The organism is Aeromonas sp. FDAARGOS 1417, assembly GCF_019046985.1.
GTDB lineage: Bacteria > Pseudomonadota > Gammaproteobacteria > Enterobacterales > Aeromonadaceae > Aeromonas > Aeromonas veronii.
This window is the reverse complement of record NZ_CP077221.1, coordinates 4,372,094-4,384,393: the sequence shown is the minus strand read 5'-3', so window position 1 is coordinate 4,384,393 and position 12,300 is coordinate 4,372,094. Positions and strand designations below refer to the sequence as shown.

The window sequence follows — 12,300 nt, the reverse complement described above, 5'->3', positions numbered from 1 at the left end:
ACATCCTCCCGCCCTGTGGCTCGCCATCAGGGGCTGTGCGCGATAAGATGGCGCCCTCATTGCACTTTTTACATTTCATGGAACAGGAAAAACCGATGAAATTCATACTGATCGCGCTGCTCATCGCCGGTGTGGCCTACTACTTCTACTCCAGCAGCAACAACAAGAAGCTGGCGGCCGACAACGTGCGGATTGGCGCCGAGTTCCTCGCCAGCAACAAGGACAAACCGCTGGTGACCACCACCGCCTCCGGCCTGCAGTACGAAGTGCTGACCCCGGGCACAGGCACCGTTCACCCCACCGCCACCAGCAAGGTGAAGGTGCACTACGAGGGCAAGCTGCTGGACGGCACCGTCTTTGACAGCTCGGTCGCCCGTGGCGAGCCCATCGAATTTGGCCTCAATCAGGTGATCGCTGGCTGGACCGAAGGGGTACAGCTGATGGTGGAAGGTGAGAAGACCCGTTTCTACATCCCCGCCAACCTCGCCTACGGCGACCGTGCCGCAGGCAAAATCCCGCCGGGATCCGTCCTGATCTTCGACGTGGAACTGTTGGGTATCCAGTAACCGCGCAGGACGCTCCAGTGGCAATATCCCACTGAGCGCCAGTCCTGATCTTCGACGTGGAGCTGCTGGGTATCCAGTAAGCGCTCCGTCACGCTCCATCAACAACAAGGCCAGCATCATGCTGGCCTTGTTGCTATGGGAACCTCACTCCCCCTTGGCGATCCCTTCCCGGCGCGGATCCGCTGCGCCAAACCAGCCACCAGCGTTGCGCTCAACCCCCTGCAGGCCGGAGGTCTGCTCGTTCAATACCACCTCGTGTCCCCTCGCCTTCAATCCCTCGACTACCGACATGGGGGTGCGTCCCGCTTCCAGCTCGGTGGGGCCGTTGCGGCTGCCAAAGTTGGGCAGGTTGATAGCCTGTTGCAGGTTCAGGCCCCAATCCTGGGTGCCGAGCAGGGTCTTGCCCACGTAGTTGATGATGGCGGAGCCCCCCGGAGAGCCCAGCGTCATGGTCAGCTCGCCGCTTGGCTTGTCAAACACCAGCAGGGGTGACATGGAGGATCGGGGCCGCTTGCCCGGCTCCACCCGGTTTGCCACCGGCAGACCGGCGGCATCCACCGAGGTGAAGGAGAAATCGGTGAGCTGGTTGTTGAGCAGGTAGCCGTTGACCATCTGACGCGACCCGAAACCATCCTCGATAGAGCTGGTCATGGAGATGGCCATCCCCGCCTTGTCGACGATCGAGACATGGCTGGTGGAGGGGAGTTCCGGAGTCGCATCCTTGCCGCGTGCCAGCGCCAGTGGCGGCGTGCCGGGCTTGGCAATCCCCATGGAGTGCTGACCGACAAGCTTGCCGCGCTCGGCCAGATAGCCCTTGTCCAGCAGCCCCTTCACTGGCACGCTGACAAAATCGCTGTCGGCGACGTACTGGTTGCGATCGGCGAAGGCCAGACGCGCCGCTTCGCTGTAGAGGTGGATAGCCTCGCTGGAGGCAGCCAGTCCCCCCTCCTTCGTGGTGATCGGCTTGAGGGCCGCCATATCGCGGCTCTCCAGCATGCCGAAGATCTGGCCGAGCGCCAAGGTGCCGGACGAGGGAGTGGGAAAGCCGCAGATCTTGCTCTGGCGATAGTCAAAGCAGAGGCCATCACGCACTTTGGCCTGATAGCTGGCCAGATCGGTGGCCGCCAGTACCCCGGGATTGGTGGGATGTTGGCGTACCTTGGCCACCATGGCATCCGCCAGCGGCCCCCGATAGAAGGCATCCGCCCCCTCTGTGGCCAGAGTGCGCAGCACCCTGGCCAGCGCCGGGTTGGTCAGCCGGGTGCCTGCCGTTTTGGGGCTGCCATCCGCCTGATAGAAGTAGGCACGCGCCTGCGGATCCCGTACCAGATAGGGATCCTTGGCCAGCAATGTGGCCAGCCGTGGACTTATCACAAATCCTTGCTCTGCCAGCGTGATGGCGGGCTCGAACAGCGCAGCCCAGGGCAGCTTGCCATAACGCTGATGGGCCAGCGCCAGGGCGCGCAAGGTGCCGGGAACGCCGACCGAGCGGCCCCCGACCACCCCGTCATAAAACGCCAGCGGCTTGCCATCTTGCATAAACAGCTGGTCGGTGGCGGCAGCCGGCGCCGTCTCGCGGCCATCCACTGCACTCACCTTGCGGCCATCCCACACCAGCAGCAGCGTCCCGCCACCGATCCCGGAGGATTGCGGCTCCACCAGCGTCAGCACCAGCTGCACCGCAATGGCGGCATCGACGGCACTGCCACCGGCCTTGATGATCTGGTAGCCAGCATCCACCGCCAGCGGGTTGGCGGCCGCCACCATGAAGTCATGGCCCTGCCAGCCCTGTTTGTCGGTCCAGCCACTGGCCGCCTCCGGCGCAATCAGGGTCTGGGCTGGCGGGGTGTAGTGAAAGCCGTTGTCACTGGCACAACCGGCCAGCAGGGCAAGGGCGACAGCCAGCCCCAGAGGTTTGCGCAACATGACACTCTCCTTGTCTGTTTTATGACCATAAAGAAGGACTATGTCACGATTGGCGCTGATAGCTCAAGTTATTGAACAAGATCAATATCTTACTCATCTATCAATAATGGCTATACGTAACAGACATAAAAAAACCGCCCGAAGGCGGTTTTTTTCAATCAGGTAGAGCCAGTTCGCTTAGATGGACTGCTCTTCGCCACCCAGGGCGGCAAACAGCGCCGGGATAAACTGGGACAGCTCGGCGGTGACCAGCGCGAAGTCTGCATCCAGACGGGCGGCCGGATCTTCGCTGGTGACGTCGTCGTTCTGCTCGCGCAGCTCTTCGCTGAATTTCAGACGCTTGATGGAGAGATCATCCCCCAGCACGAAGCTGACGGTCTCGCCCCAGTTGAGGGCCAGCTTGGTCACCAGCTTGTCGTTGGCCAGGTGGTTCTTGATTTCATCCGTCATCAGATCCTGCTGCTTGCAGCGGATGATGCCGCCGTGCTCCATGGCACTGCGCAGCTCGGCTTCATCTTCCAGCGTGAAGGAGGCAGGCAGGTTGCCCTCGTTCAACCACTCGGTCATGGTGATCTCCGGCGGGTTCTTGAGGGCCACCGGCACCACCGGCAGGGAGCCGATGGATTTGCGCAACAGTGCCAGCAGATCATCCGCCTTCTTGGCAGAACCTGCGTCCACCACCATCAAATTGTCGGCCGGATTGATCCAGGCGAAGGTCTGGCTGGTACGACTAAAGGCACGGGGCAGCAGGGTGTGGAGGATCTCCTCTTTCAGCGCCTCCTTCTCTTTCTTCTTGAGGGCGCGTCCCTGTTCGAACTCGATCGCTTCTACCTTCTCGGCCAGCATCTCCTTGACCACGGTACCGGGCAGCATCTTCTCCTCTTTGCGGGCGCAGATGAGGATGTGGCCGGAGGCAGAGTGAGTCAGGGTTGAGCCGAATTTGCCAAGGGGCTTGACCCACCCGAAACGGGAGATGTCCTGACTGCCGCAAGGGGTGAAGGCACAGGCTTCCAGCTGGGTTTCCAGCTGATCCACGGTCAGGTCAAAGGGGCGGGTAAAGCGATAAATCTGCAGGTTTTTAAACCACATGGCGTCCTCGGTCTCTAGATTGTCCGGCGGGCATTGTACTAGAGAGGCGCTTTGTGATCAGCCAATCATTCTCGCTAAATAAAGGGCGATCGACCTCACAGGGTCTCATTTATGTCACCAGTTTGTTCATCAAGTTCTCCTAGACTGCGAAAGTAAATTGTTAATAAGGATGAAGGTATGTTGCGGCCTAGTCGCCCGGAAGACATGGAAGAGATCGTCGAAATCTGGTTGCTGGCCTCCCTGCAGGCCCACGATTTCGTCGATGCCTCCTGCTGGTGGCAGGCCCAGGAGGATCTACGTACCCGCTATCTCGATCGCGCCGCCATCTGGGTGTTCGAGGAACGCGGCGATCTGCTCGGTTTCATGGCGCTGGTGGACAACTATCTCGCCGCCCTCTTCGTGCGCCCCGACCGTCAGGGCCGCGGCGTCGGCCACGCCCTGCTGCAGGAGGCCAAGCGTCAGGGGGCGTCGCTCCACGCCCGGGTCTTTGTCGAGAATGATCAGGCGGTGCGCTTCTACCGCCGCCACGGCTTCGTCATTGAGGCCGAGGAGTCCGATCCCCTTACCGGCCACCCCCAATACCGGATGTGCTGCGAACCTGCCTGAATCGATGCCAGCCCCCTGTTTTACTTGAAAAAAGCACGGGGCATCCTCATCTTGTCTCCATCGGGTGCCACAGGCACCGTCCCTGCAACCGGGCTGCTTTCCAATGAAAATCCTCCATACCGCCGATTGGCACCTTGGCCATCAACTCCATGGTCATGACCGCCGTTTTGAACACGATGCCTTTCTCGACTGGCTGAGCGACACCCTCAAGGCGCGCGAGATCGACGCCCTGCTGGTGGCGGGCGATCTGTTTGATACCGCCAATCCCCCCGCCAGCGCCTGGCAACAGCTCTACCGCTTTCTGGCCAGACTGCGCGCCGAGATGCCCCGCCTCAACATGGTGCTGATCGGCGGCAACCACGACTCCCCCTCCAAGCTCGATGCCCCCCACGAGCTGCTGCGGGCCTTTGACCTGCATCTGGTGGGCAGCATCAGCCGCGATGGCGATGGCAAACTCGACACCAACCGTCTGCTGGTGCCGCTGCAAGACCGGGAGGGCAAGATTGCCGCCTGGTGCGCCGCCGTGCCGTTCCTGCGCAGCAGCGATCTGCGGGTAGAGTCGTTGGAAGAAGGACAAGACAGGCTGATTGAAGGGGTTCGACAGGTCTACGCCGAGGTGCTGGCAGAAGGGCGCGCTCGCTGCGGGGAGGCGCTGCCACTGATCGCCATGGGCCACGCCTATCTGGCGGCGGGCCAGCTCTCAGAGCTGTCGGAGCGGCGGGTGCTTGGCGGCAACCAGCACGCCCTGCCTGCTGATCTCTTCGCCGCGGCTGATTACACGGCGCTCGGCCACCTCCATCTGGCCCAGAGCCCGGCCGAGGGGGTGCACTACAGCGGCTCGCCGCTGCCGCTTTCGCTTGCCGAAGCCAACTACAACCATCAGGTGCTGGAGGTGACGTTTGCAGAAGGCAAACTGACCGGATTGGAGCGGATCCCGGTGCCCCGCGCGGTGGAGATGATCCGCCTGCCCCAGAGTACCCTCGACGACGCGCTGAACGCCATCGCATCGCTCGAACTGCCTGATTGTCCACAAGAGGCACAACCCTTCCTCGAAGTGCGGCTGCTGCTGCCCAAGCCCGAGGCCCGAATCCGCGAGCGGATTCTCGCCGCCATCGCAGACAAACCGGTGCGGCTGGCCCGCATCAGCACCCAATATCAAGGCTCCGGCGAAGGGCTGGCCGATGGTCGCGAGCGGCGCAGGCTCGATGAACTCTCCCCCACCGAGGTGTTTCGCCTCTGCTATCAGCGCCAGTTTGAAGGGGAGCCCGAGGCTGGGCTGGTTGCCTCGTTTGAAAAGATCCTGGAGCAGGTGAAGGAGTCAAACCAATGAAAATCTTGTCTCTGTCAGGTGAGAATCTGGCCAGTCTGACCGGCCCCTTCACCATCGACTTTACCAGGGGGGCGCTCGGCGCTGCGGGTCTGTTTGCCATCACCGGCAATACCGGCGCGGGCAAGAGCACATTGCTCGACGCCATTTGTCTGGCCTTATACGACGAGATGCCGCGCTTTATCGCCAATCGCAAGAACGTGGCCGAAGTGGGCCGCATGGATGACGAGGAGAAGCTCAAGGCCAACGACGTGCGCGGCATCCTCAGCCGCGGCCACGCCAGCGGTTTTGCCGAGGTGCAGTTTCGTGGCTGCGATGGCCGCATCTGGCTGGCCCGCTGGGCGGTGCGCCGGGCACGCAACCGCTCGGAGGGGCGCTTTCAGGCGCAGGAGCGCACCCTGACCGATGTGGAGTCAGGGCAGGTTTTCTCCGGCAGCAAACGGGAGCTGCAGGATCGCATCGACGAGCTGGTGGGTCTCTCCTGGGAGCAGTTCCGCCGCGCGGTGATCCTGCCGCAAGGGGAGTTTGCCGCCTTCCTCAAATCGGACGCCAACGAGCGATCCGCTCTGCTCGAACGGATGACCGGCACCGAACTCTACTCCGCCATCTCCATCCAGACCTATGAACGGGCGCGGGAAGAGCAGCAAAAGCTGGCCACTATTGCCCAGCGCCTCGGCGACGTGGCGTTGATGGACGAAGCCACCCGCGAACAGTGGGTGAGCCAGCAGGTGAGCCTCTCCACCACCCTCAAGCACGAGCAGCAACAGCAGCAGCTGATGCAGGACTTGCGCGACCTCAACAGCCGCATCGCAGCCCAGTTGCAGGGCTGCGCCGAGGGGCAGGCGGCGCTCGATGCCGCCCTGCAGGCCCACGGCGCCGCGGCCCCCGAGCGCGAGGAATTTGCCCGTGCCGAACAGGCCCAGGTGGCCCGCGCCGATCACGACGAGCTGGCCCGCCTCACCCTTGAGGTACAGCAGCAGGAGAAAGTGATCGCCGAGCTGGTACCAGAGCTGGCCAAACTCGAGGAGCAGACCCAGCAGAGCGCGCTGACCGAACAGCAGCTGCTGGCGGAGAAGATCGCCGCCGAGCGGGAATGGGGCTCCCTGCAACCCGAACTCAAGCGGGCGCAGGAGCTGGACACCCGCATCCGGGAAAAAGTGCAGCAGTTGCAGAAGATCCAGCAGGAGGGGGCACAGGAGCGAGAAGTGCAACTCACGCTGGAGCAGGGCTGGCGCGAGCAGAGCAGACAGGTGGAGCTGCTCAAGCAGCAGCACCAGCAGTGGGGCCTTTGGCTCGAAGAGCACAAGGAGCTGGCACCGGTGGCCCGCCAGTGGCAGCCCCTGCTCACCGCCATGCAGGATTGGGCCGAGGATGCCGACAAGCTGCAGCAACTGCTCACCCTGCGGGATCACAAGCTGCGCGCCCTGCAACAGTTGCAGCGCCAGCTGGAGCAAGGCCAGCAGGAGCGCGACTACTGGCAACATGAACAAGCTCGGCTGCAACAGCAACAGAACGAGTTGCAGGAGCAGCAGTGGGAGAGCCGCCTCGCCAAGGCGCAGGAGAAGTGGCAGCAGCAAACCGAACAGCTGGGCCAGCTGCGCCAGCTGCTGGAGCTGGCCGATTATGGCCGCAACCACGGCGAACAACATGGCCGCTTGCAGCAGGAGATTGCCCAGCTGGAGCAGGCGCTGGGCAAGCTCGCCACCCTTGGCGAAGAGCTGGTCCCCGCCCGCGAGCGGCTCGCCCTGCAGCGGGATGAGGCGCGCCACGCGCTGGAGCAGTCCCGCGCCATCGCCAGCTTCGAGCAGTATCGCCATATCCTGAGCGATGGCGAACCTTGCCCGCTGTGCGGTTCCGGGGAGCACCCCTACAGCCAGAGCCAGCCCCAGGTGGCGGGGATCCTGGGTCAGCTGGCGGAACGGGCCCGCAGTCTGGAGCTGGAGTGGGAGCGGCTCAACCATCAGTACATTCAGTGCGAGAGCGAGCGTCAGGAGCTGGCCCGCCAGCTGGCGGTGCGTCAGCAACATCTGCCGGAGCTGGAAGCCCGCGCCGAGCAGCTGACCCAGCGCTGGCAACAGCTGGGGGGCGATACCCTGCTGGGTCATCCGCTGCCGCTGCGCCAGAGCCCCATTGAGTGGAACGAGCTGATGAGCACACTGCTTGGCCGTGGCCAGGCGCTGGAGCAGGGGTTGGCCCAGAGCCAGCAGCAGCTGCGTCAGGCCCAGCTTGGTCAACAACAGCTGCAAGGGGTGCGTCAGCAACTGAGCCAACTGGCTGCCCAGCACCAGCAGTTTGACCAGCAGTGGCAGGAGGCCGATCGCCAGCGCATCGCGCTGGAAGGGGAAGTGAAGGGGATGGGCGAGCAGGAGGCGACCCTGCGCCAGCGCCTTGAGCAAGGCGCCCACCGCCTCGACGAGCAGATGGGCGGCCAACCGTGGCGCCAGTGGCTCGGCAGCCAGCAGTGGCACGAGTGGCAGCGAGCCTGCGAAGCCTGGCTGCACGGCCAGAGCGAGTGGGAGCGGCTGGCCAGCGAGATCGCCAGCCTAACCCCGGCACTAAGTGCGCAGGAGGCGCGCCTGCAGACCCAGCGCGAGCTGCTGCACAAACTCGAGCGGGACTACAAGGAGCACGAGCAGCAGCGGCAGGGGCTGCTCACCAGCCGCAGCGGTTGTCTCGGTGGTGAGGAGATCCCGCTGGTCGAGAGCCGCTGGCAACAGCGGCTGCAACAACTCGCCAGCGAACTGGATCTGATGCAAAGCGGCGCCCGCGCTCTGCGGGAGCGGCAGACCGAACTCAAGACCCGCCTCACCCATGTGGAGCGGGAAAAGCAGACCAGCAGCCGCCGCAAGCGGGAGGTGCTGGGGCGCTGGGCTGCCCACGCCAGTACCCTCGGCATCGCCGAGTACGACCTGCACCGCCTGCTGGCCATCACTCCCGATGAGCTCAAGGCTCGCCGCACGGCCCTGCAAGGATTGGAAGATGCCCTTGGTGAGGCGCGAACCCGCCTTGCCGAGCGGCAACGGGCGCTGGCACTGGAGGAGAGCAAGCTGGATCGCTATCGCGAGCATCACCCCGAGCTGGCTGCCCTGCCGGATGCAGAGCTGAGCGAGCAGCTGACGGCTCTCGATGCCCGTTGTCGTGCCCTTGAAGAGCAGCTGTTCGAGTGCAAGAGCAAGCTGGCACAGGCCGAAGCCGCCGCTCTCAAGGCCGGCAGCCTGCAACAGGAGCTGGCCGCCCAGCAGGCGGTGGCCGACCACTGGCAGCAGCTGTGCGATCTGATTGGGCAGGCTAACGGCGCCAAGTTCCGCACCTTCGCCCAGAGCCTTACCCTCGAGCGTCTGCTGCTGGAGGCCAACGCCCAGCTCGCCGAGCTGTCGCCGCGCTACCGGCTGGAGCGAGTACCCGGCACCGATCTGGCGCTGCAAGTGGTGGATCTCGACATGGGGGACGAGGTGCGCTCGGTGGACTCCCTCTCCGGTGGCGAGAGTTTTCTGGTGTCACTGGCGCTGGCGCTGGCCCTCTCCAGCCTCTCGTCACGGCAGACCCTGGTCGAGTCGCTGTTTATTGACGAAGGGTTTGGCACCCTCGATCCGGACAGTCTGGATCTGGCGCTCGCCAGCCTCGACTCCCTCCAAGCCGCCGGTCGCCAGATCGGGGTCATCTCCCACGTCCAGACGCTGGTGGAGCGGATTGGCGTGCAGATCAGGGTCGAAGCCCTCGGCGGCGGCGAGAGCCGGGTAGTGGTCCCCTGAGTAGCATCAGCTCAATCACCAGTACCATCGGCTAAATCACTACGCCGGAAATAACAAGACCCCGCCAATTGGCGGGGTCTTGTTGAGAGGCTATCAGCCGAAGCGGTAGGCGCCCATATAGAGGCTGCCACCATCCCAGCTTTCGTGCAGCCGGGTGGGCGCCACACCATCGGCCGCCCCCAACGCCACAAAGAGCGGGCGCAGGTGGTCATCGTGGGGATGGGACTCCACCGCTCCGGGGGCCTGCCGGCGATAGTCGAGCAGCGCCAGACGATCCTCATCGGCCATCTTCTGCTCCAGCCAGTCGACAAACTGGCTGGCCCACTCCGGCACTGGCGAGCCTTCCGGTGCCAGCGCCCGCAGGTTGTGGGTGATGGCGCCAGAGGCGAGGATGCCAATCCCCTGACTGCGCAGCGCCCCCAATACCTCTCCCAACTGCCACAATTGGGCCGGGGTGAAGCTCGCGGGAATGGAGATCTGCACCAGCGGGATCTCGCTGTTTGGGTCGATCAGGGAGAGCGGCGACCAGACCCCGTGATCCAGCTCGCGCCGCACCGGGGTGGCGGTCAGTCCGGCCAGTGCCAGCTGGTCGCTCACCCCTTGTTGCAGCAACTCGGGGCTGCTGGCAGGCCAGCGCATCCGGTAGAGGGGCTCGGGAAAGCCGTAAAAGTCGTACATCAAGGCCGGTTTGGGCTCGACGTTGATCTGCAGCTCGCGGCTGAACCAGTGGGCGGAGATGACCACCAGCCCCTTGAGCTCACCCAGACGCAGGGTTCGCAGAAAGCGGGTGGCGGGTTGCTCACGCAGCACCAGATCCGGTGCGCCGTGAGAGATAAACCAGACGGGGGCGAGGGACATAAAGCGGACTCCAACAAAGTATCTGGGGCGATACCGGAGGGGATATCGCTGTTGGAATTGATTATCCCCCCGCCATGAAAGGTGGACAATCCAGCAAGATAGATAAGAACTATCAACTAATGGTTGATAATTCACGCTTTCACGACAGGTAAGCAGCAATAGATATCAAGGCTGCGGCGCTTCCGGCTGCGGTCGGGCTGCACGAAGCGCCATCCGGGTCGCGGCACTGTGATCCTGCCACTCTCGCCACGCCAATCCCTCGGCGGCCACCTCCCCTTTCACCGGATGGGAGAAGATCGCCAGCAGACCGGTATTATCAGGCCAGTAGCGGGCTGGCAGTGTCTGAACCAGCAGCAGGGCGGCGCCCAGCAAGAGCAGAGCCCATCCGGTTTCATGGCTGTTTTTCATCCCGACCTCCTTCACCCGTGCGCCAATGAACTAACATTTTTGCGCAAGCCGGTGACAAGACGGTGACAGCGGACGGGTGGTCATTTTACAACATCTGAACCTCAACCCGGCCAAACAACCACAGATGGCAACATTTGTATCCCTTCAGCCCGAACCTGTGGCCGTATGCTCTAAAATGTGACTCACAGGAAAACGTTATCCCTGAAAAGAAAACGTTATCTGGTCAAAACGTTGTTTCTGGATCATAAAAAGATTCCAAAAACTGGTGTATATTGCTCGGCGGAAATTCCTTAACCATGAAGATTGACATGAAAAAGACCAAAATTGTCTGCACCATCGGTCCGAAGACCGAATCCAAAGAAATGCTGGCCAAAATGCTGGACGCCGGCATGAACGTCATGCGCCTGAACTTCTCCCACGGTGACTACGCCGAGCACGGCAGCCGCATCAGCAACCTTCGCGCTGTAATGGCCGAGACCGGCAAGCACGCAGCTATCCTGCTGGACACCAAGGGTCCGGAAATCCGTACCATGAAGCTGGAAGGCGGCAACGACGTCGCGCTGGTCGCTGGCCAGACTTTCACCTTCACCACCGACCAGACCGTGGTTGGCAACAAAGACAAAGTGGCCGTGACCTATGCAGGTTTCGCCAACGATCTGCGCGTCGGCAACCGCATCCTGGTTGATGACGGCCTGATCGGTCTGGACGTTATCGAAATCACCGAGCGCGAAGTTATCTGTAAAGTGCTGAACAACGGTGACCTGGGCGAGAACAAAGGCGTTAACCTGCCGGGCGTCTCCATCAAGCTGCCGGCCCTGGCCGAGAAAGACAAGCGCGACCTGATCTTCGGTTGCGAGCAAGGCGTTGATTTCGTTGCTGCTTCTTTCATCCGCAAGAAAGAAGACGTTCTGGAAATCCGTGAGCACCTGAAAGCCCACGGTGGCGAGAACATCCAGATCATCTCCAAGATTGAAAACCAGGAAGGTCTGGACAACTTCGACGAGATCCTGGCTGTTTCCGACGGCATCATGGTTGCTCGTGGCGACATGGGTGTAGAGATCCCGGTTGAAGAAGTTATCTTCGCCCAGAAGATGATCATCGCCAAGTGCAACAAAGCCCGCAAAGTGGTTATCACTGCCACCCAGATGCTGGACTCCATGATCAAGAACCCGCGTCCGACCCGCGCCGAAGCTGGTGACGTGGCCAACGCCATCCTGGACGGTACCGACGCAGTCATGCTGTCCGGTGAATCCGCCAAGGGTAAGTACCCGCTGGAAGCCGTGACCATCATGGCCACCATCTGCGAGCGTACCGATGCCGTGATGCCGTCCAACCTGTCTGCTGCCAACGACAGCAACAAGCTGCGCATCACCGAAGCCGTATGTAAAGGCGCCGTAGAGACCTCCGAGAAGCTGGACGCCCCGCTGATCGTGGTCGCTACCGAAGGCGGCAAGTCTGCCAAGGCCATTCGCAAGTACTTCCCGAAAGCCTGGATCCTGGCTATCACCACCAACAAGAAAACTGCTGCCCAGCTGGTTCTGACCAAGGGTGTGGTTGCTCACGTGGTTGACAGCATCGCCTCTACCGACGATTTCTATCGCATCGGTAAAGAAGCCGCGCTGGAAATCGGCATGGGTCTGAAAGGTGACGTGGTTGTGATGGTCTCCGGTGCTCTGGTACCGAGCGGCACAACCAACACCGCTTCTGTTCACGTTCTTTAATCAGAGCTGAACGAGTTGAAAACGGCGCCTGCGGGCGCCGTTTTTTT

At 62.4% G+C, this 12,300-nt stretch carries 9 protein-coding genes; 5 read left to right on the top strand and 4 right to left on the bottom strand.

Annotated elements, in window-relative coordinates; genetic code table 11:
* Window positions 1-95: 95 nt before the first annotated feature.
* Window positions 96-566, top strand: coding sequence for an FKBP-type peptidyl-prolyl cis-trans isomerase (locus I6L47_RS20395; protein ID WP_005338245.1), 471 nt, complete (start codon window positions 96-98; stop codon window positions 564-566).
* A 144-nt stretch (window positions 567-710) separates the two neighbouring features.
* Here the strand turns inward: I6L47_RS20395 and ggt are convergent, their stop codons facing one another.
* Window positions 711-2,492, bottom strand: coding sequence for a gamma-glutamyltransferase (gene ggt / locus I6L47_RS20390; RefSeq protein ID WP_216948219.1), 1,782 nt, complete (start codon window positions 2,490-2,492; stop codon window positions 711-713).
* 177 nt (window positions 2,493-2,669) lie between these two features.
* Window positions 2,670-3,581 (bottom strand): recombination-associated protein RdgC, encoded by a 912-nt coding sequence (rdgC, locus tag I6L47_RS20385; RefSeq protein WP_005347467.1) that lies wholly within the window; start codon window positions 3,579-3,581, stop codon window positions 2,670-2,672.
* A gap of 177 nt (window positions 3,582-3,758) precedes the next feature.
* On the opposite strand from rdgC, the gene I6L47_RS20380 reads away from it, so the two are divergent.
* From I6L47_RS20380 to I6L47_RS20370, 3 genes are all read left to right on the top strand, one after another.
* On the top strand, window positions 3,759-4,187 hold the full coding sequence (locus I6L47_RS20380) for a GNAT family N-acetyltransferase (protein ID WP_005338252.1): 429 nt from the start codon (window positions 3,759-3,761) through the stop codon (window positions 4,185-4,187).
* Window positions 4,188-4,290: 103 nt separating this feature from the next.
* Window positions 4,291-5,517 (top strand): exonuclease SbcCD subunit D C-terminal domain-containing protein, encoded by a 1,227-nt coding sequence (locus tag I6L47_RS20375; RefSeq protein ID WP_216948218.1) that lies wholly within the window; start codon window positions 4,291-4,293, stop codon window positions 5,515-5,517.
* Window positions 5,514-9,266 carry an AAA family ATPase gene (locus I6L47_RS20370; protein ID WP_216948217.1) on the top strand — a complete coding sequence of 1,251 codons (3,753 nt, stop codon included), beginning with the start codon at window positions 5,514-5,516 and terminating at the stop codon, window positions 9,264-9,266. Before I6L47_RS20375 ends, I6L47_RS20370 begins: the two co-directional genes overlap by 4 nt.
* Window positions 9,267-9,359: 93 nt before the next feature.
* On the opposite strand, the gene I6L47_RS20365 is transcribed toward I6L47_RS20370, so the two are convergent.
* Entirely contained in the window at window positions 9,360-10,124 is a 765-nt protein-coding gene (locus tag I6L47_RS20365; RefSeq protein WP_047440603.1) for a class III extradiol ring-cleavage dioxygenase, read from the bottom strand.
* Window positions 10,125-10,289: 165 nt separating this feature from the next.
* Window positions 10,290-10,532, bottom strand: a complete 243-nt coding sequence (locus I6L47_RS20360) for a hypothetical protein (RefSeq protein ID WP_216948216.1) — start codon at window positions 10,530-10,532, stop codon at window positions 10,290-10,292.
* Window positions 10,533-10,840: 308 nt separating this feature from the next.
* Between I6L47_RS20360 and pykF the strand changes: the two genes are divergently transcribed.
* Window positions 10,841-12,253 carry a pyruvate kinase PykF gene (gene pykF / locus I6L47_RS20355; protein ID WP_031227651.1) on the top strand — a complete coding sequence of 471 codons (1,413 nt, stop codon included), beginning with the start codon at window positions 10,841-10,843 and terminating at the stop codon, window positions 12,251-12,253.
* Window positions 12,254-12,300: the final 47 nt, after the last annotated feature.

Excerpts from the sequence above, each read along its gene's own strand:
- I6L47_RS20395 (WP_005338245.1), top strand. The coding sequence starts at position 96 with ATGAAATTCATACTGATCGCGCTGCTCATCGCCGGTGTGGCCTACTAC.
- ggt (WP_216948219.1), bottom strand. The coding sequence starts at position 2,492 with ATGTTGCGCAAACCTCTGGGGCTGGCTGTCGCCCTTGCCCTGCTGGCC.
- rdgC (WP_005347467.1), bottom strand. The coding sequence starts at position 3,581 with ATGTGGTTTAAAAACCTGCAGATTTATCGCTTTACCCGCCCCTTTGAC.
- I6L47_RS20380 (WP_005338252.1), top strand. The coding sequence starts at position 3,759 with ATGTTGCGGCCTAGTCGCCCGGAAGACATGGAAGAGATCGTCGAAATC.
- I6L47_RS20375 (WP_216948218.1), top strand. The coding sequence starts at position 4,291 with ATGAAAATCCTCCATACCGCCGATTGGCACCTTGGCCATCAACTCCAT.
- I6L47_RS20370 (WP_216948217.1), top strand. The coding sequence starts at position 5,514 with ATGAAAATCTTGTCTCTGTCAGGTGAGAATCTGGCCAGTCTGACCGGC.
- I6L47_RS20365 (WP_047440603.1), bottom strand. The coding sequence starts at position 10,124 with ATGTCCCTCGCCCCCGTCTGGTTTATCTCTCACGGCGCACCGGATCTG.
- I6L47_RS20360 (WP_216948216.1), bottom strand. The coding sequence starts at position 10,532 with ATGAAAAACAGCCATGAAACCGGATGGGCTCTGCTCTTGCTGGGCGCC.
- pykF (WP_031227651.1), top strand. The coding sequence starts at position 10,841 with ATGAAAAAGACCAAAATTGTCTGCACCATCGGTCCGAAGACCGAATCC.